The organism is Sharpea azabuensis DSM 18934, assembly GCF_000702165.1.
Classification (GTDB): Bacteria; Bacillota_I; Bacilli_A; order Erysipelotrichales; family Coprobacillaceae; genus Sharpea; species Sharpea azabuensis.
Map to the genome: position 1 here is coordinate 40258 of NZ_JNKU01000005.1, position 18274 is coordinate 58531.

Consider the following 18274-nt stretch of genomic DNA (forward strand, 5'->3'; position numbering starts at 1 on the left):
TCAAGATGAATGATAAAGAAAAAGTATTAGAGTTTCTTAATGACGCAAAAGTTTGGTATCTAGCGACAGTGGATGATGAAGGCAACCCCCATGTAAGACCTTTTGGCGCACAGGCAATTCTGGATGACAAGCTTTATATCCAGACTGGCTTGAAAAAGAATGTAGCAAAACAAATGTTGGCCCATCCCCAAGTAGAAATCTCTGGCATGGCAGAAGGCAAATGGATTCGTTTGGAAGCTACTGTTGTTCATGATGATCGTGTTGAACAGGAAGCACGCTTTCTCGACGCAGTCCCTTCATTAAAGAAAATGTATGCCGCAGGTGATGGCAATACAGCTATCTTCTATCTTAAAGATGCACATGCCACAATCTGCAGCTTCACTGAAGCTCCAGAAACTTACGATTTTTAAAAGCACCTCACTTTTGTGAGGCTTTTGTGTTTATAACAACATTTTCTTTTTTTAGAATACATTACAATCTTGTTGAAAGGAAGGTGTTGATATGAAAACAATGTCAGAAAAAGCTGGTGTTACTTTCTCGATTGCAAAGGATAATCCAGCAATTGCTCATTGTACCATTTCTAAAGAAGTTATTGGTGGTCCACATGCCATAAATTACTTTTCTTTAGGTGAAGATACGGATATTAGTGCCGAAATTCATCCCTATCACAAGTTTATCATTGTGAATGAGGGTGAGCTTGAAGTCTATACAAATACTGGTGAGAGCTGGTTGCTTCATACGTTGGATGGCCTTATGACACCAAGTGATATTGCCATCGGTATGCGTACAAAGACATCAGCTGTTTATACAGAAATACAGATAAGGAGTGAAGAAATGATGAATAGTGTTATAAAAGCAGGAGAAGTTTTCAAATTAGCTGATCTTCTCCCATATCAGGAAGGTCGTATTGTCAACATGGATATTGTCAATAATGACAGTATGAAATTTGTTGTAATGAGCTTTGATAAAGGAACTGGTCTTAGTGAACATGCTGCACCTGGAGAAGCTATTATCTTTGCCTTGGATGGTGAAGCTGTCATTACTTATGAAGGCGTTGACCATGTCATTAAGGCAGGCGAAAACTTCCACTTTGCCCGTGGTGGTAAACATGCCGTAAAAGCAACAAGTCAGTTTAAAATGGGACTACTGCTTACATTAGAATAGAATTCAAAAAAGGTCTGATATTGAGGGCAGCTCATCATCAGGCCTTTTTCATATCTTGATAATTAATAATTGATGGCATTGGAATTTGGTGTTCACCAATTATCTTTTCATACCAAACCATGTCATACCAACGATCAAATTTATATCCACATGTATGAAAACGTGCAATCTCTTTGTATCCCATATGGGCATGAAAGTCCATACTGTTTGTATCAAGATAGGGATCATTGCCATCTTTTGGAGCAGAAATACAAGCATACATATTCGTTATATGCATCTTTGCGCATATCTCTTCTAGTGCTTCATAGATTTTTCTTCCGATTCCCATCTTTTTCGCATTGTGATCAACATAGATGGAAGTTTCAACAGACCAGTCATAGGCTGCACGCCCTTTGAGAGGGCCAACATAGCCATAACCAAGCACAACCCCCTTATCTTCATATACGATATAGGGATAGTGCTCTAATGTATGTTGAATACGGTTTGTAAATTCTTCAATACTTGGGGTTGCATATTCAAAGGTAATTGCCGTGGAAGTCACATAATAATCATAGATTTCTACAAGCCTCTTTGCATCTTCTAAACGTACTTCTCTAATCATCCTAACACCTACTTTATCTCTGGTAATTGTTTATCCAGTATTTGGATTGTCTTTTTATAGCTTTCCATATCAAATCCTGGGGTTGAGAGGATGGCATATTCACCATGTGCTAGCAATAATTTATAATGTGTATTCATAAAGCCATTCTTCTTATAAAACACATAGCGTCTCAAGCGTTCATTGATATTGCTGCTAGAGGGGTCAAGTGCCTCAATGTTCAAATTGATGGCTTTTTCGTATCTTTCTTTCAATAGCTTCAATATTTCCGATCCATAACCCTTATTCCTGAGTTTCTGATTAACCGCAAAATATAGCACAAAAACACTTTGTGGACCAATAATACTAAAAGTAAAGCCGACAAACATCTGATGATCATAATATGCCAAAAATTCAACATCCCTTCTTGCACTTAAATTCATTAATTGATCAAAGGGAAACTTTTCTTCAGGAGGAAAGCAGCTATGATAGAGCTCAATTACTTCCCGCTGGTTAGCCTTTACTTTCTCACTCTGTAACATCTAATCACTCCTAATTCTATTAGTATATTAACTGAACAATCTTCACTCTACAACACCCTATTTTTTCTTAATCGAAATATGATCCCATATATGGGATTTAAACAGCCTATTTTCCTGCAAGACATCTATCTTTCCTCTACAATAATACATGAAGAGAGGTGTAATAAAATATGATTACGAAAGTAGAAAGTGATATTTCCCATCTCTTTATTCAAAGAGATGATCGTGTCGTTGTTAAGATTCCCATGCATGACCAGATGGGTGTTTCCTATGGTCAGAAGTTTGTTGTTGTGCGTTCTTATTGTAATGGGCCTGAAGCTTTCATCTATAACGAAGGGGGCTATCTTACTGATGCCCTTTATTCCCATGATGGCCACTATATTACAGATGTCTCGAAGGACAAAGTTACTTCCATAGAATTCATTGATAAGAAGAATCATCAAATCACCTATCAAGTCAACAATGGCAAGTTTGTCAAAATCAAAGATGAAATACTAAATCTCTAGCCCATAGTATTAAACTATGGGTTTTTACCTAAAAAGAAGTAGCCAAAGCTACTTCTTTAAAATGACATTTAGCCATCTCACGTTTCTATTTGATCGATCATCCGTAATCATGACATCAATCATCTTAAAATCACCAATATACTCTTTTATACTCTCATCAGTAATATCTGAGTAATGGCGGCCATTGCGATCTTCTTCCTTATCCCCATACTTAAAAGAACAATATAATATGCCACCTTCCTTAAGGGCATTATAGAGCTTCGAAAAAGCAGCCGCGAGTTCTTTCTTGCGATAATGCAAAAGTACGGCACATGCCCATATGCCATCAAACATGTCAAGAAATTCGATATGTGCGACATCACTTTGATAGGCATCAATTTGAAAGTTACGCGCATGTTCGACAAATTCCACATTAGGATCAATGGCAATGACATGGTGACCCTGACTTTTAAAATAGCGTGCATCACGTCCACTTCCGCAGCCAACATCAAGGATGAATTGTTGTCCTTCTCCTAGATGTCTTTCAAACATTTCATGTTCCCTGCTCATATCGATATTTTCAGTAGCTTTAATATATTCTTCTGCATGTTCTTTATAGTATGCATTTGTATCTACAATTTGATTTGTATCCATAGATTTTTCCCTCATACATAAAGAATACTAAAAGATTGGCCTGTTGTAAATATGAAGAATTTAGGCATCAGAGCGACTGAAGGCATTCTTCATACCATTGCTTGATGTATAAAGAACTTTATTGAGGCAGTCATCAGTTTCTTTATGAACCATATTTGTCAAGGCTTCATTTGCTTCTTCAATGACAGCTAAGTCTTTCTTTTCAACAAATAAATCATCATATTTATTGATTAATGCATGTGAAGAGGCAGCAACTTTATTCTGATAACGTTCAATATGAATCTCTGTGGTATTGAAATGTGCATCAGCTAATGCCCCAATTAAGCGATTAGCCCAATAGAAATTATTTGTATCAACAAGGGCTGTTGTATTAGCCACATAATCAGGCGCTTTTGAAGTATTGGCATAAAGAGGCAGGAATGTATTGAAAACATTCGAACCAAATGTCATCCATTCAATGGCACTGATTTCTTCAGGTACATAATCACGAATTTGAATTAAACCTAAGAAATCTGTTCTATTGATACCAATAGGACGATATTTACATTCCTTGTTTTCTCCTTTTCCATAAGGATCATAAGGTGTTCCCTGATAATGGTTGCTTAATGCCCATTTGACGTCTTCAACAGTAATCTTTCTTTCTGGCACTAATGACCATGGTAAGTCATCATCTTCTGGTCTTAATTCATTATCCCAGTCATATGTACGTGGGTTAAAATAGCGCAGTAATGCCCATGATCTTGGTGTGTTATAAGTATGATCACTATCATCATGGGAACCAAAGACAAAACGAGCATTAAAGCGATCACCCATATTAAGATTCAAGTGATTCTTTTCAATGAATGTCTGCATATCTTTAGAACACATATATTCTTTTTGTGAAGTCAGAGCGTCTTCTAAATCAAATTCACTAATGCCTTGTTGGTTTGGCATAATGACATATTCATCATCAGGGACACGTTTCGCAATCCAGTGATGTCCACCAATTGTTTCAAGCCACCAGATTTCATTCTTATCACTAAAACCGATTCCATTCATTTCATATGTGCCATATTGTTCCAGCAAGCTTCCTAAGCGTTCAACACCTTCTCGAGCGCTATGAATATAAGGTAATGTGAGAACAACGATATCTTCTTCACCAATTCCTTTTTCAACAAGTGGGTCTGCACCTAAAACAAGGGCGTTCGAAGTAATGGTTTCCGTTGCACTCATCCCGACATTTGCTTCATTGACACCACATGCTGCCCAGATTCCCTCACCTTTTAAGGCATTTGGCATGGCAGTATAGCGCATTGGGTTATCAGGAAGTTTAATTTCAACACCTGATATTACTGATTTATAATCTCTTGGCTGGTCTTTGCTTTCAACGACTGCAAACTTCTTGGCAGCGAATTTACCAGCTGATGCATCATCATTACGGGCAATCATTGTTGAGCCGTCATAAGATGCTTTTTTTCCTACTAAAATTGTTGTACAAGCCATAAAATAATCCTCCTGCTGCTTATTCTAGCACCATTAATGTCACTTGTCCTATCAAATGCCATAAAGACAACTTATTTTCAATATGATTATCCAATAAACATGAAAGTATTTAGTAAATTCAAACAATCCATGATCTATAATTGTTTTCTAGACAAATAATGATGAAATCTATAAAATAGTAAAAAAAGAAAGAAGGAATCATTATGTATCGACTAACATCAAAGCTCATTGTCTATCGCTCAATAGATAAACAAAGTATTCTTTATCGACTTGCAGATATCTGCCATGAGTTTGATCAGGGACATTATGAGAAAGAAGATCTACGTGGACGTATTCTTGATGAAATCAATCGCTTGCTGGAGTTATCGACAAAATATGGTTTTAACCATAACCTCTGGCATAACTATCTAGCCTACTTACTAGCAAGCACAGAAGTTCCTTTCTCTTTAGTTAGTGAGAAAGTTGGCGCTAATGAAGGTTCAGTAAATCTCTTTGCGAAGAATGATTTACATATCTTCAAAGAGCTTTTTGATTATGATTTTTCAAGATTAGAAGAAGCTTTAGATTTGAATTGTTTTACGATTATTGAACATTATGATGCCCTTACAAAAAAGGAACGCATCTTCAATAAATCTGTGAGTGAAAAGGTGATTGCCCTTTCCACACAAATTGAACAAACAACAACTGATGATGAACTCTATCACGTTTTAACAACATTCTATAAAGATTATGGTGTTGGTAAGCTTGGCTTGAATAAAGCATTTAGAGTACGTATAAAAGAAGGAAGTTCTTCCGTACTAGAGCCAATTACAGCTACTGGTACTATGGTTCTTGATGATTTAGTAGGTTATGAAATTCAGAAGAAAAAGCTTGTCGAAAATACTGAAGCCTTCATTGAAGGTCGACTTGCGAATAACGTTCTCTTATATGGTGATGCTGGAACGGGTAAATCCACTTCTGTCAAAGCAATTATGAATGAATATTATGATCGTGGCTTACGTATGATTGAGGTCTATAAACAGGACTTTGTACATCTTTCTAAAGTCATTAATGAAATCAAGAATAGAAATTATCGTTTTATTATCTTTATGGATGATCTTTCTTTTGATGAAGGTGAATATGAATACAAATATCTCAAAGCGGTTATTGAAGGTGGTCTTGAAACAAAGCCTGATAATGTTTTGATCTATGCTACAAGTAATCGTCGTCATTTAGTGCGTGAAAGCTGGAACGACCGTAATCAGGAAAGCGAAGATGATGATTTACATAGAAATGATACCGTACAGGAGAAGCTCTCCCTAGCAGCGCGTTTTGGCTGTTCCATTGGTTACTTCAAGCCAAATAAGAAGGAATATAACAACATCGTTAAGACACTTGCTCAAAAGTATCCAGAAATCACTTTAAATGAAAAAGAGCTTGAACTAGAAGCTAATAAATGGGAAATTGCTCACGGTGGATTCTCCGGCCGAACAGCCCAGCAATTCATTAATTATCTTGTTGGAAAGAATGGAGAATAGGGATGTCACAAGACATCCTTTTTTCAATGGATGATTTGTCAATGCAAAAAAGAAAGTAAACCTTAGTCTACTTTCTTCATAGGTAATGAAATAGTAATTTGTGTTCCAACATCAAGTTGTGACTGTAACTGAATCTTACCATCATAGTAGGATACAATATGCTTCACTATGGCAAGACCCAGCCCTGTTCCACCAAGCGCTCTTGAGCGCCCTTTATCAACACGATAGAAACGTTCAAAAACACGTGCCTGATCAGCACTAGGTATACCAATACCAGTATCTGAAACAACGAGTACCATTTGATCATTAGCTTCATGAAGCTTGATCATTAAATCACCATTTTCCTTATTATACTTAATGGCATTGCTGACAAGATTAGAAATAAGTGTTTGTAGCTGCTGGTCATTACCAATATAGATAACATCCTCTAGATCAGTATGAACATGAATATTTTTCTTCATGATACTTGCATCATAATTCTCAAGAACATTCTCCACTGTCGTCTTGATATGCAAAGGAACTTCTTCAACAAGCAGATCCCGGCTATCAAGTCTTGATAACATGAGAATATCACTAATGAGATTGCTCATATTTCTCACCTGATCGAGAATCTTATTGAGGACTTCTTTTTGTTTATCTTCATCTGTAATCACCCCGGCAGAAAGCAATTCTGTATAGCCTCTAATTGAAGTAATAGGCGTCTTAAGTTCATGGGATACAGACGAGAAGAAGTCTTCACGCATCTTTGTCGCATTATGCAGCATTGTAATATCGACAAAGAAGAGTGCTTTACCAAATGGTAAATTAGAAATATAACAACGATAATAATAATCACCAATAGGCATTTCAACATGCAAATGCTTTTCTTCACTCTTTAAAGCATCTAGGAGTTCGTGATGAGTCACATGTTCAATAAAGGACTGCTTCTCTTCAAGCCCACCTAGTATTTCTTTAGCTGCTTTATTGATAGTGAGAATACATCCTTTTTCATCAAGAAGGAGGAAGCCTTCACGCATCTGACTTATGATTTCATCCTGCTTATCACGTTCAAATGCAGTTTCACGCATTGACTTACGTAAACGATGAGTTAAGTTCTCAAGTGTACTTGTGATTGTCTCAACTTCTTCATAATCATATTCCTTGAGCTTAAAACGGAAATCATCCGTCATATTGTTGAGGGCATCAACAAGTTCATCCAAAGGCTTGGTGACATGTCTAGCAAGCTTTCTTGACATGATGAATGATATCACAAAGGAAATAATCGCCGAGATGAGTATTGCCGGGGCAATAACGGACGCATACTCAAAGACAGAGTGATAAGGCATGGAAAGTCTTATAACCTGATTGCCATTAAAATAAGCAACATAGAGCATCATTTCTCTTGTTGTATCACTCTTACGGATTGCATAGCCATAATGATCTTTATGATGAAGAGCTTCCTGTACTTCTTCACGATGTAAATGATTTTCTGCAATAAAATTCTTGTAAGTGTCAGCCAAAACCGTTCCATTCTTGTCAATAATGGATATTCGCGTATGGTCAGAATAGGCAAAAGGGGCAAGTTCTTCAATCTGACTTATCAAATTTCCTTTATAATCAATTGAATGCGAAATTAAGCGTACTGAGTAGCCCATTTCCTTTTCTGTATTACTGAGCATTGAACTAGAAATCAAGGCAAAGCTTAAACCTAGCGTAATGACCATGCTGATGAGTGTGACTGTTATGAAATAGCGCAATATACTTTTATACATTTTGGTCCCCTACAAAGCGGTAGCCAACAGAACGAATAGTCTTAATATAATGACTACCATCATCACCTAGCTTACTTCTTAATGAACGAATATGGACATCCAGTGCTCTACTTTCGCCCATGAAATCATAGCCCCAGATATTATTGAGAAGTTCTTCTCTTTCCACAACTCTTTCTCTGTTATCAATTAAATAGACAAGTAATTGATATTCTTTATGTGTTAATTCGAGCTGTTCACCATTCTTCTTAATAACATGTTTTGACTTATCTACAGAGAGGTCAGCTGTTTTAATCAGCTTTTCTTCTTTCTTCGTACGTCTTAGCAGTGAACGTACTCTAGCCGAAAGCTCAAGGACCCCAAAGGGTTTTGTCATATAGTCATCACAACCACTATCTAGTCCTTTGACTTTATCAATTTCTCTATCTTTAGCCGATAAGACCATGATTGGTAGGGTTGTATTTGTTTCTCTGATTTTTTTAATGGCAGAAATGCCATCAAGCTCCGGTAACATTATGTCGAAAATAGCCATGTCAGGCGTGTCATCATGAATGGCCACGATGGCGTCAATTGCATTATCAAATTGTCTGATTTCATAGCCATTGCTTTCTAAGGCTAATTTGATGATTTCCTGGATATTCTCATCATCTTCTACCACATATATACGTTCATTCATAATTACTGCCTCCTTGATGACTATTTTAGCACTATTGTTAGGGATATATGTTAAGAACAGGTTAAGAAATTAACAATTCTTTTCTACTGCGTATTCTCAAGTTCACCTGTCATTAAGAATTCTAACCATTCATAAATATTCGTCGCATGATCACCAATACGTTCTAAATACTTTGCAATAATCAGATAATTCAAACAGTCATCAATATTCTCTTTACCTTCTTTTAAGATTTCAACAATCTCTGCCTTTACCTCACTAAAGAGCACATCAACCTGATCATCCATTGCATCAGCACGCTTGCCTCTTTCAAGATCTTTTGTGACATAAGCACGAATAGCTTCATGAACCATTTCACGACAGACTTTCATCATTGTAGGAATATGTTCAACTGTCTTATAGGGATATTTACCATTGAAGGATAAAGACATTTCACTAATATCAGCAGCCTGATCGCCAATTCTTTCTAGGTCAGTGACAACTTTTAAGGCTGTGGCAATGACTCTTAAGTCTGTTGCAACAGGCTGTTGTCTTAACATCAGCTTAAAACATAATGCCTCAATATCATGTTCAAGATTATTGATACTTTGATCGCCTCTGACAATATCTTCAGCTAAAGTCTTATCCTGTTCTTTGAAGGCCTTCTTGCTTTTTTCAAGAGAAATTTCCACAAGATTACCCATTTCTACAAGCATATCATTTAATTTCTTTAAATCTTCATTATATTGTTCACGCATAGTTTATCCGAACCTTCCTGTGATATAGTCTTCTGTACGTTTATCTTCTGGGAATGAGAAGATCTTTTCTGTATCACCATATTCAATAATTTCCCCATGTAAGAAGAATGCTGTTTTATCAGCAATACGACTTGCCTGCTGCATATTGTGTGTAACAATAACAATCGTATACTTATCCTTTAATTCCATAAGCAAGTCTTCAATCTTACTTGTTGAAATAGGATCAAGGGCACTTGTTGGTTCATCAAGAAGAATAACTTCTGGTTCAACCGCAAGTGTACGGGCAATACAAAGACGCTGCTGCTGTCCTCCGGATAAGCCTAAAGCTGATGAATGAAGACGATCCTTGATTTCATCATAGAGTGCTGCACTCTTTAAGCTCTTTTCAACAATCTCATCAAGCTTCTTTTTATTCTTAATGCCATGAATTCTTGGTCCATAAGCAACATTGTCATAGACACTCATAGGGAATGGGTTAGGCTGCTGGAAAACCATCCCAACCTTTTTTCTTAACAGTGTTGGATCAACACCCTTGCCAAAGATATCTTCGCCATCAAGAGATACGAGACCTTCAATTCTTACCCCTTTGACATAATCCTGCATTCTATTAAGGGTCTTTAAGAATGTTGACTTACCACATCCTGAAGGACCAATGAAGGCTGTTATTTTGTTTTCTTCAATTTCCAGGTTTGTATCTTTTAAAGCATGCTTCTCTCCATACCAGAGATTCAAATGCTGTACTGATATTTTACTCATATTAAAACTACTCCTTTGTATTTACGTCGAAATGCTTAGTGATCCATTTTGCTAAAGCATTCATCAGGAAGATTAAGACAATCAAGATCATCCCAATCACAAAAGCCTGACCATACTGGGCATTTGTCATAGCGATATAAAGCTGAATCGTTAATGTGCCACCACTTTCCAAGAAATGCGAGAAGAAATCTCTTGGCATTAAATAGGCAGAACCGGCAGTAAAGAGCAATGCAGCTGATTCGGCAATAATACGTCCCATCGCCAGAATGACACCAGTTAAAATACCTGGCAAACAGCTTGGCAAAATGACTGTATGAATCATATACCACTTTGTTGCACCAAGGCCTCTTGCTGCTTCACGGTAGCTTTCAGGTACTGAAGCCAATGCTGTCTGTGTGCTTCTAATAATAATAGGGAGAATCAATAATGTCAGAGTGAAACAACCTGTTAAAATAGAATACTTAAAGCCAAGCAATTCACCAAAGAAGATCATCCCAAACAAACCAAAGATAATCGACGGAATACCGGATAAAACTTCAGTCGCAAAGCTAACAGCTTCAACGAACTTCTTATTTTTAGCATATTCATTCAAATAAATAGCTCCACCAATACCAATTGGACAAGCAAGAAGCAATGTACCCAAGATAATATAGAGCGTATTAATAATATTCCCTAATAAGCCATTTGGGTTAGTAAGTGCTGATTGAGGGGAAATGAGATCTTTAAATTTGAAGAAAGGAATGCCCTTAGAAAAGACATAGACAATAATGACAACAATAAGGGCTGCTGAGAAGAATGTACATATGCCAATAAGAGCAAGCAAGATATTGTCAGAAATACGAGTCTTTTTTGCAGTAATACTAGTCATCTTCTTCTCCTTTCTTCAATATACGTGACAAGATAATATTGATAACCATAATAAATACAAAGAGTACTAAGCCAATCGTAAAGAGCACTTGTCGATGCAAGCCCTGTGAGTAGCCCATTTCACTGACGATTGCGGTTGTTAAGAAACGAACCGAGTTGAATGGCCAAGGTGCTTTAACGGCATTACCAGCAACAAGCAAGATAGCCATAGCTTCACCGATTGCACGACCAACACCTAAGACAATTGCTGAGAAGATACCATTCTTAGCTGCCGGAATGACAACCTTAAAGATTGTTTGAATCTTTGTTGCCCCTAGTGCTAATGAAGATAAGCGTAAATGCTGAGGAACTGTTTCAAGGGCTGTTTCTGAAACATTGACCAATGTTGGCAGAATCATGATCACTAAGACGAGAATGGTAGCAATAAGATTGGCGCCACCTGTCATCTGGTGATGTGGATTGCCAGCATAGATGGATCTCTCCAAAGCATACATCGCAGGGTTGATAATAAGGATACCAAGCAAGCCATAGACAACTGATGGAATACCTGCCAGCATTTCAATCGCACTTTTAAGAACTTTCTTAAATTTCTCATTCACAAGTTCACTTAAGGCAACGGCTGTTAATAAGCCAATAGGCACGGCTAATAAAACCGCAAAGAATGTACCAATAATAGAAGTAAGAATAATATAGAGAATCCCGAACTTACCAGCAGTTGGCTGCCAGACTGTTGAAAAGAGAATATCAACGAGACCAACTTTAAAGATTGCTGGAGTACCGGAGATAATCATATAAGCAGTAATGGAAACAACAGCGATTATAGAAAGAGCGGCACACGCGATGAAGATGTATGCCGCTGCTTTCTCTTCTCTTGTCGTTGTTTTATTACTACCGACAATTGAATATTTCATATTTATTTTGCAGAGATTAAACCAACTTTTTTAATGATGGCCTGGCCTGCATCACTATTAATGTAATTGAATAATGCCTGAACTTTTTTATTCTGTTTTGAAATCTTACCTTTAGTAGCCATAACGAATGGACGCTGTAATGGATATTTACCTGCTTTGATATTCGCGACTGTAGCTTTAGCACCATCAAGTTCCATTGTATTGATAGAGTTATCTACAGCATCAAGTGATACATAACCAATAGCACCTGTAGTTGCTGCACACTTGGCAACAACGGCACCTGTGTTATCAAGTTCCTGAGCATATTTACACTGGTTTTCAATTTTTAATAATTCTTCAAAGGCACTACGTGTACCTGAAGCAGCTTCACGACCAATGACAACGATCTGTTCATCAGCACCACCAACATCTTTCCAGTTCGTGATCTTACCTGTATAAATATCAGCTAATTGCTGTTTTTTAAGAGATTTAACTTTGTTAGCTTTATTAATAGAAACTGCAATACCATCAATAGCCACAACATTTTCAATTAAGCCACTATTCTTTTCATCATCAGATAAAGCTCTTGAACTATCAGCGATATCACAAGTACCCTTCTGTAAAGCTGCAATACCAGCTGAAGAACCAGTGAACTGAGCTTCAACATTGACATTTGGATATTTTTCTTTGAAACTTTCACCAAGTGCTGTTACAAACTTCTGCATTGAAGTAGATCCATTTAATGAGATCTTACCGCTTAAATCACCTTCATTAGATTTTGTAGATGTGCTTCCTCCTCCACATCCTGCAAGTGTGAATGCCATAAGCATTGCCACAAATATAGAGACGACCTTTTTCATTGAATATTCCTCCTTGTCTCTTTTAGACACGTATATCTTAGGATATGTACAATTATGTAAAAATCCTATTTATGTATTGATTCAATAAAGGTTCTCTAAAGATTGTTAAGAAGAAAGAATAATTGTAAAGGAAGTGTTAATTGAAAGAAAAATAATATAGATCATCACTTTCATTAGCATGAAATAAGAGAAATAGACTGTTAGCTTTTAAATTTTACGTAAAAAACAGGATAAAGCACTCCTGTTCAATATATTATATCGATTCTTTCTTCTATTCTAAGTATTAATTTCAATGATTTTCTTTGAATTCAAAAAAGCTTTAGCGGCATTCGGTACGCTTCCCGCCGCTATATCGTCATAGCCTTTTTCTAATTTTTGATAGAATTCTTCTAGTATCATAAGATCAGCATTCATAGATGCTGGTGTTTTTGGTAAAGAAATAGAAAACGAAATTCCATCAGAAAGAGATGTCTGACTTAAATACATATTAATAGCTGTTGACATAGGAATACCTAATTGTGATAAAACTTTTTCTGCTCGTTCCTTAACCGCTGGATTGACTCTTAAAGTTAATGTTGTTTTTTCAATATTTACGCATCTCTTTTATTTATAATGTTTTGTCATTACATTTTCATTATTTCTTCATTAATTGAATTTCTTTAGATTCACATGCTTAGTAGTAAAGACTACCAGTATTTAATTCGCTTTACTTTGTAGCATTTGTATTAGAAATATAAACGAGAGAATTGTTTATTACAAAGATTACTTATGTATTCACATGGTTTCATCATAAAAGGCTTATGTTAAATAAACAAAATTCATGTTTAATAAGCTATGTTTATAAGAGTTTTCATGTTAATATCATAGTAAAGAAGGAGAAAATGGGCTTTTTACGTGAATATTCAGTAAATATGTATTTTTCGTTCAAAAAGAGAAAAAAGAATTGTATTTTCTTTTGTACAATAGTAGAATGCTCATTTGGGTGGTTTATATGCATAACAACATCTTCAAAACAATCGATCAATCCACTAATCGAAAAGTAAAGACCATTCGTACAATAATCTTAGTAGCGATAGCTTCCCTAATCATGTCTATTAATATTAAGACATTTGTACATTCAGGAGGATTACTTCCTGGTGGTATTACTGGATTATCATTACTAGTACAACGTATCTTTCTTCGTTTCTTTAATTTAACTTTACCCTATTCTTTAATTAATATTATCTTGAATGCAATACCTGCAATAATTGGTTTCAAGATGATATCAAAACGTTTTACGTTCTACTCAGTAGTCATGATTGTTTTAAACTCTCTCTTAGTCGATGTTATTCCAGCATATACAATCACCAGTGACCCCTTATTGGTTGCTTTATTTGGTGGCTTGTTGAATGGTATTGCAATTGTCATAGCGCTATATGGGAATGCGAGCAGCGGTGGTACAGATTTCATAGCCGTGTACCTTAATCGCCGCTTTAATATTTCTTCTTGGAACATTATTCTCTTATTCAATTCTGCAATCCTGCTCACAAGTGGAATGTTATTTGGCTTTAAAGCTTCTCTCTATTCTATTATATTCCAGTTTGTCTCTACCCAGACAATCTCTACATTCCATAAAAGCAATCAGAAAGTTACAATGTTGATCATCACAAACTACGCTGATGCTATTGAAGACGATATCCTGAACACTACCCATCATGGTATCACGAAGTTTATGGGCGAAGGTGTTTATGACAAAGCACCTCGCTGTATGTTATATACCGTTGTCTCAGCCGATGAAGTCAACCTGGTAGCCGACATTGTGCATATGCATGACCCCCATGCTTTTATCAATGTCCTCAGATCAACATCTGTCAAAGGCAAATTCTATCAGAAGCCTTTAGACTAAGAAAACCCTCAGCACTTATAATAGCTGAGGGTTTTTTATGCAAAAATTCATGAACTATGCTCACTCAACCCTCTTTTTATTTATAATAATCTTCAGCGTATATTGATTGCTGATCACTTTCATGTTTTCTCAATGATGTCTTTATTATATTCACTATAGTAAAAAGTTTTATTTCAATCCTTGAATCTAATCTTTCAAAAATGATTTATAAGCTTTTATCTTAAAGAAAAGACATTCTCACAAAGATGTAAGTATTATTTTAGCAAGCTTCATTCAGCATATAAACATGCTCAATGCACACTGCTTTCTCAAGAATGTTGATATCTCTTATTCACATTGTTATCTTTGTGCATCAAAAATGTTCTTTTCTATTTTGTGTTGTAGTTGGAGCCTAGTACAATTATAGTATTAGGATACTTTCTTTATTACTTTGCAAAGGCTTGAGTGAAATCTAAGAAAATCCGAATTTCATATTTATGCAAAAAATGGGATAGACATTACTATCCCATAATTTATTCTATTGTCCTGGAGTATGTGTCATAGAAACTTTGACATTAAGGTTCTCAGCATGTTTGACAGTTGTCGTCGTTACAGTATAAGAACAGTCATGACCTTCTTCTTTTGTAAGGACATACATTTTTTCATAAACCATCTTGGCAACTTCTTCTGGAAAGATAGCTTTACGATCAATTGTCTTTTTAATCCATTGATCCAACAAGGAATAGGAGAACTGAATTGGATCATAATCTTCAAATTCAACTGTAATAAGTAATTTGTATTTCTTGTTCTTGGCATCAAAGCATTCTACTTCTTTATTGAGCGTTGTGACTAACTTTGCATGATCATTCAACATAAGCATCCCTTCTTTCACACTTTTCTAAAGACATTATACCACATAAAAATGAAAAAAGTCCCACTTGCGGCTATGAGGGAACTTTTTTCAAAGGATTTAGGAAGTTTTCGGAAATTAGAAAACCGCTTTGGCAATGACGCGTGCACGAATAACACCATCATGCTTCTCAATGACTTTTGTGATATCTTCACTCAGATCATTTGTATCAATGATTGTATAAGCGATATCTCCTCGAGCCTTATTGACCATATTTTCGATGTTCATGCCTTTTTTTGCAAAAGCATTAGCGAACACTGCCAACATATTTGGAATATTCTTGTGGATAATGCAGACACGATAATTTGTCGCACGTGCTTCCACAACTGTAGGCATATTGACAGAATTCTGAATATTACCATTTTCTAGGAAATCTTTTAATTCAGTAACTGCCATTCTCGCACAGTTTTCTTCTGATTCTGGTGTTGAGGCCCCTAAGTGTGGCATAACAATGACATTTGGTGTATTCACCAAATCCTTATTACCAAAATCAGTCACATATTTCGCAACCTGTTCTTTCTTAAGAGCCGTAATCATATCTTCGGTATTAACTAAAGCATCTCTTGCGAAATTCAATATACGGACATCACGCTTCATTAACGCAATGGTTTTCTTATTGATCATATTCTTTGTTTCTTCGTTGGCAGGAACATGAATTGTAAGATAGTCAGCTTCACGATAGACTTCTTCTGGTGTTGTGGCATGTTTAACCCACTTAGATAAGCCCCATGCAGCCTTAACAGAAATGTATGGATCATAGCCCACAACATGCATGCCAAGCTTGATAGCTGCATTCGCAACGGCAACACCTATTGCACCTAAGCCAATGACCCCCAGTGTCTTACCATCAATTTCCGGTCCGACAAACTGTTTCTTGCCAGCTTCAACAGCCTTACCAAAATCGTCATCTTCAATTGTTTTTGCCCATTCAATACCTTCAACAACCTTTCTTGATGAAAGGAAGAGTCCACATAATACTAACTCTTTAACAGCATTGGCATTAGCCCCTGGTGTATTGAATACTACAATACCTTTGTCACTGCAGGCATCAACTGGGATATTATTAACCCCTGCCCCTGCTCTTGCAATGGCTTTTAAATTATGTGGTGGGTCATAATCATGAAGCTTAGCGCTCCTGACAATAATCGCATCCTCATCTTCAAACTTATCATCCACTTCATAAAGATCTCCAAAGAGCTTTAAGCCTTCATTAGAAATCTTATTCATTGTTTTAATTTTATACATTACTTATTCTCCTCTTCGAATTTCTTCATAAAGTTCACTAAGTATTCCACACCTTCATAAGTCATTGCATTATAGATAGAAGCACGAATACCCCCAACCAAACGATGGCCTTTAAGGTTTGTCATACCAGCCGCAATACTTTCCTTCACAAATTTAGCATCCAATTCCTTAGAAGGTGTTGTAAACGCAACATTCATTCTTGAACGACTGCCTGCTTCTGTAGGATAGTTATAGAAATCCGATTGATCCAAGTAATCCTGTAAGAGTTTTGCTTTCTTTTCATTACGCTTAGCCATTTCTTCAAGACCACCCTGATCTTCAACCCACTTCGCAACTAAGCCTGCCATATAAATGGCATATGCAGGTGGTGTATTATACATAGAATCCTTAGCTGCCATTGTGTCATACTCTGCTAAGACCGGGATATTTTCTTTATGTGGCTTGATGAGATCTTCACGAATGATCACAACACCAAGACCAGCAATTCCCATATTCTTCTGCGCACCGGCATAAATTACACCATATTTAGAAACATCAACTGGACGTGATAAAATATCCGAACTCATATCTGCCACAAGGGGAGCACCCTTTGTGTCAGGAACATAATTCCATTCTGTACCATAGATTGTATTGTTTTCACATAAGTGCACATAATCCACGCCTTCTCTAATATCAAGTTCATCCTGTGTTGGAATATGTGTATAGTTATTCTCTTTACCATCATAGGCTATATGTACATCCCCAAACTTAGCTGCTTCTTTAGCCGCTTTGCCTGAGAAACTACCTGTAACAATATAATCAGCCTTGCCTGTCTGCATTAAGTTTAAGGCAAGAGCACTAAATTGCTGGGTAGCACCACCATGTAAGAGTAAGATTTTATAGTTATCAGGAATCTTTAATAATCTTTTTAAAGTTGCTTTTGTTTCATCAAAAATCTCCTGGTATGCGGACGAGCGATGACTCATCTCCATTACGCTCATGCCTGAGCCTTTATAGTTCAGCATTTGTTCCTGGGCTGTCTTTAGGACTTCTAACGGAAGTGTTGAAGGACCTGCCGCAAAATTATAAACTCTCTTTTGATCAGTCATTGATTGACTCCTCCTTTAATAATTTAAGTGTATACTATATGTTTTTCATAAATTTGTCTACCTTAATTATAATTTTTTACAAATATTTTATTAATTTTATATTATTGTATACAATCTTTTAGTATATTCCTTATTTATCTAGCGATATTCCTAATAAATTAATCATGCCAATAAACATTTATCATCCACAAATCAGTTTCTTAATAGTCATTTTG

General features: G+C 36.3%; 20 protein-coding genes. 5 read left to right on the forward strand and 15 right to left on the reverse strand.

The features are described from left to right. The first annotated feature begins 5 nt into the window (after positions 1–5). Both T529_RS0102200 and T529_RS0102205 read left to right on the forward strand, forming a co-directional pair. On the forward strand, positions 6–410 hold the full coding sequence (locus tag T529_RS0102200; RefSeq protein WP_033161982.1) for a pyridoxamine 5'-phosphate oxidase family protein: 405 nt from the start codon (positions 6–8) through the stop codon (positions 408–410). 91 nt (positions 411–501) lie between these two features. Then, positions 502–1164 carry a cupin domain-containing protein gene (locus T529_RS0102205; RefSeq protein ID WP_238560770.1) on the forward strand — a complete coding sequence of 221 codons (663 nt, stop codon included), beginning with the start codon at positions 502–504 and terminating at the stop codon, positions 1162–1164. Positions 1165–1201: 37 nt separating this feature from the next. Here T529_RS0102205 and T529_RS0102210 read toward each other — a convergent pair whose 3' ends face one another. Beyond that, positions 1202–1765, reverse strand: a complete 564-nt coding sequence (locus tag T529_RS0102210; protein WP_033161983.1) for a GNAT family N-acetyltransferase — start codon at positions 1763–1765, stop codon at positions 1202–1204. 8 nt (positions 1766–1773) lie between these two features. Further along, positions 1774–2283 carry a GNAT family N-acetyltransferase gene (locus tag T529_RS0102215; RefSeq protein ID WP_051646805.1) on the reverse strand — a complete coding sequence of 170 codons (510 nt, stop codon included), beginning with the start codon at positions 2281–2283 and terminating at the stop codon, positions 1774–1776. A gap of 170 nt (positions 2284–2453) precedes the next feature. On the opposite strand from T529_RS0102215, the gene T529_RS0102220 reads away from it, so the two are divergent. Further along, entirely contained in the window at positions 2454–2789 is a 336-nt protein-coding gene (locus T529_RS0102220) for a hypothetical protein (protein WP_033161984.1), read from the forward strand. 48 nt (positions 2790–2837) lie between these two features. Here the strand turns inward: T529_RS0102220 and T529_RS0102225 are convergent, their stop codons facing one another. Beyond that, positions 2838–3422, reverse strand: a complete 585-nt coding sequence (locus T529_RS0102225) for a class I SAM-dependent methyltransferase (RefSeq protein ID WP_033161985.1) — start codon at positions 3420–3422, stop codon at positions 2838–2840. Positions 3423–3482: 60 nt separating this feature from the next. Continuing rightward, positions 3483–4904, reverse strand: coding sequence for a C69 family dipeptidase (locus T529_RS0102230; RefSeq protein ID WP_033161986.1), 1422 nt, complete (start codon positions 4902–4904; stop codon positions 3483–3485). Positions 4905–5107: 203 nt separating this feature from the next. Here T529_RS0102230 and T529_RS0102235 point away from each other — a divergent pair, with 203 nt between their 5' ends. Then, the gene (locus T529_RS0102235) at positions 5108–6421 is read left to right on the forward strand and encodes an ATP-binding protein (RefSeq protein WP_033161987.1); all 1314 of its coding nucleotides are present in this window, start codon (positions 5108–5110) and stop codon (positions 6419–6421) included. A gap of 62 nt (positions 6422–6483) precedes the next feature. On the opposite strand, the gene T529_RS0102240 is transcribed toward T529_RS0102235, so the two are convergent. From T529_RS0102240 to T529_RS0102275, 8 genes are all read right to left on the reverse strand, one after another. After that, on the reverse strand, positions 6484–8172 hold the full coding sequence (locus tag T529_RS0102240) for a sensor histidine kinase (RefSeq protein ID WP_033161988.1): 1689 nt from the start codon (positions 8170–8172) through the stop codon (positions 6484–6486). Beyond that, positions 8165–8845: a response regulator transcription factor gene (locus tag T529_RS0102245; RefSeq protein ID WP_033161989.1), complete on the reverse strand. Its 681-nt coding sequence runs from the start codon at positions 8843–8845 to the stop codon at positions 8165–8167. The genes T529_RS0102240 and T529_RS0102245 overlap by 8 nt, the downstream gene beginning before the upstream one ends. 83 nt (positions 8846–8928) lie before the next feature. Then, positions 8929–9579 (reverse strand): phosphate signaling complex protein PhoU, encoded by a 651-nt coding sequence (gene phoU / locus T529_RS0102250; protein WP_033161990.1) that lies wholly within the window; start codon positions 9577–9579, stop codon positions 8929–8931. 3 nt (positions 9580–9582) lie between these two features. Further along, positions 9583–10335, reverse strand: coding sequence for a phosphate ABC transporter ATP-binding protein PstB (gene pstB, locus T529_RS0102255; protein ID WP_033161991.1), 753 nt, complete (start codon positions 10333–10335; stop codon positions 9583–9585). A 7-nt stretch (positions 10336–10342) separates the two neighbouring features. Next, positions 10343–11203, reverse strand: coding sequence for a phosphate ABC transporter permease PstA (gene pstA, locus T529_RS0102260; RefSeq protein WP_033161992.1), 861 nt, complete (start codon positions 11201–11203; stop codon positions 10343–10345). Next, positions 11196–12113 carry a phosphate ABC transporter permease subunit PstC gene (gene pstC, locus T529_RS0102265; protein WP_033161993.1) on the reverse strand — a complete coding sequence of 306 codons (918 nt, stop codon included), beginning with the start codon at positions 12111–12113 and terminating at the stop codon, positions 11196–11198. Before pstC ends, pstA begins: the two co-directional genes overlap by 8 nt. Before the next feature lie 2 nt (positions 12114–12115). Continuing rightward, positions 12116–12952, reverse strand: coding sequence for a phosphate ABC transporter substrate-binding protein (locus T529_RS0102270; RefSeq protein WP_033161994.1), 837 nt, complete (start codon positions 12950–12952; stop codon positions 12116–12118). Between the two features lie 276 nt (positions 12953–13228). After that, positions 13229–13540: a type II toxin-antitoxin system RelB/DinJ family antitoxin gene (locus T529_RS0102275; RefSeq protein WP_033161995.1), complete on the reverse strand. Its 312-nt coding sequence runs from the start codon at positions 13538–13540 to the stop codon at positions 13229–13231. A 403-nt stretch (positions 13541–13943) separates the two neighbouring features. On the opposite strand from T529_RS0102275, the gene T529_RS0102280 reads away from it, so the two are divergent. Beyond that, positions 13944–14837, forward strand: a complete 894-nt coding sequence (locus T529_RS0102280) for a YitT family protein (RefSeq protein ID WP_051646806.1) — start codon at positions 13944–13946, stop codon at positions 14835–14837. A 517-nt stretch (positions 14838–15354) separates the two neighbouring features. Here T529_RS0102280 and T529_RS0102285 read toward each other — a convergent pair. The 3 genes from T529_RS0102285 to serC form a co-directional block, all read right to left on the reverse strand. Further along, positions 15355–15690, reverse strand: coding sequence for a hypothetical protein (locus T529_RS0102285; RefSeq protein WP_033161996.1), 336 nt, complete (start codon positions 15688–15690; stop codon positions 15355–15357). A 114-nt stretch (positions 15691–15804) separates the two neighbouring features. Further along, positions 15805–16971, reverse strand: coding sequence for a phosphoglycerate dehydrogenase (locus T529_RS0102290; protein WP_033161997.1), 1167 nt, complete (start codon positions 16969–16971; stop codon positions 15805–15807). Then, positions 16971–18059: a 3-phosphoserine/phosphohydroxythreonine transaminase gene (gene serC / locus T529_RS0102295; protein WP_033161998.1), complete on the reverse strand. Its 1089-nt coding sequence runs from the start codon at positions 18057–18059 to the stop codon at positions 16971–16973. The genes T529_RS0102290 and serC overlap by 1 nt, the downstream gene beginning before the upstream one ends. Positions 18060–18274 lie beyond the last annotated feature (215 nt).

Bases quoted from the DNA above. Each gene is read 5' to 3' on its own strand.
- T529_RS0102240 (WP_033161988.1), bottom strand. From the start codon at position 8,172: ATGTATAAAAGTATATTGCGCTATTTCATAACAGTCACACTCATCAGC.
- T529_RS0102225 (WP_033161985.1), bottom strand. From the start codon at position 3,422: ATGGATACAAATCAAATTGTAGATACAAATGCATACTATAAAGAACAT.
- T529_RS0102245 (WP_033161989.1), bottom strand. From the start codon at position 8,845: ATGAATGAACGTATATATGTGGTAGAAGATGATGAGAATATCCAGGAA.
- T529_RS0102215 (WP_051646805.1), bottom strand. From the start codon at position 2,283: ATGTTACAGAGTGAGAAAGTAAAGGCTAACCAGCGGGAAGTAATTGAG.
- T529_RS0102230 (WP_033161986.1), bottom strand. From the start codon at position 4,904: ATGGCTTGTACAACAATTTTAGTAGGAAAAAAAGCATCTTATGACGGC.
- T529_RS0102270 (WP_033161994.1), bottom strand. From the start codon at position 12,952: ATGAAAAAGGTCGTCTCTATATTTGTGGCAATGCTTATGGCATTCACA.
- T529_RS0102200 (WP_033161982.1), top strand. From the start codon at position 6: ATGAATGATAAAGAAAAAGTATTAGAGTTTCTTAATGACGCAAAAGTT.
- phoU (WP_033161990.1), bottom strand. From the start codon at position 9,579: ATGCGTGAACAATATAATGAAGATTTAAAGAAATTAAATGATATGCTT.
- pstC (WP_033161993.1), bottom strand. From the start codon at position 12,113: ATGAAATATTCAATTGTCGGTAGTAATAAAACAACGACAAGAGAAGAG.
- T529_RS0102210 (WP_033161983.1), bottom strand. From the start codon at position 1,765: ATGATTAGAGAAGTACGTTTAGAAGATGCAAAGAGGCTTGTAGAAATC.
- T529_RS0102285 (WP_033161996.1), bottom strand. From the start codon at position 15,690: ATGTTGAATGATCATGCAAAGTTAGTCACAACGCTCAATAAAGAAGTA.
- T529_RS0102290 (WP_033161997.1), bottom strand. From the start codon at position 16,971: ATGTATAAAATTAAAACAATGAATAAGATTTCTAATGAAGGCTTAAAG.
- T529_RS0102220 (WP_033161984.1), top strand. From the start codon at position 2,454: ATGATTACGAAAGTAGAAAGTGATATTTCCCATCTCTTTATTCAAAGA.
- T529_RS0102205 (WP_238560770.1), top strand. From the start codon at position 502: ATGAAAACAATGTCAGAAAAAGCTGGTGTTACTTTCTCGATTGCAAAG.
- T529_RS0102280 (WP_051646806.1), top strand. From the start codon at position 13,944: ATGCATAACAACATCTTCAAAACAATCGATCAATCCACTAATCGAAAA.
- T529_RS0102235 (WP_033161987.1), top strand. From the start codon at position 5,108: ATGTATCGACTAACATCAAAGCTCATTGTCTATCGCTCAATAGATAAA.
- pstA (WP_033161992.1), bottom strand. From the start codon at position 11,203: ATGACTAGTATTACTGCAAAAAAGACTCGTATTTCTGACAATATCTTG.
- pstB (WP_033161991.1), bottom strand. From the start codon at position 10,335: ATGAGTAAAATATCAGTACAGCATTTGAATCTCTGGTATGGAGAGAAG.
- serC (WP_033161998.1), bottom strand. From the start codon at position 18,059: ATGACTGATCAAAAGAGAGTTTATAATTTTGCGGCAGGTCCTTCAACA.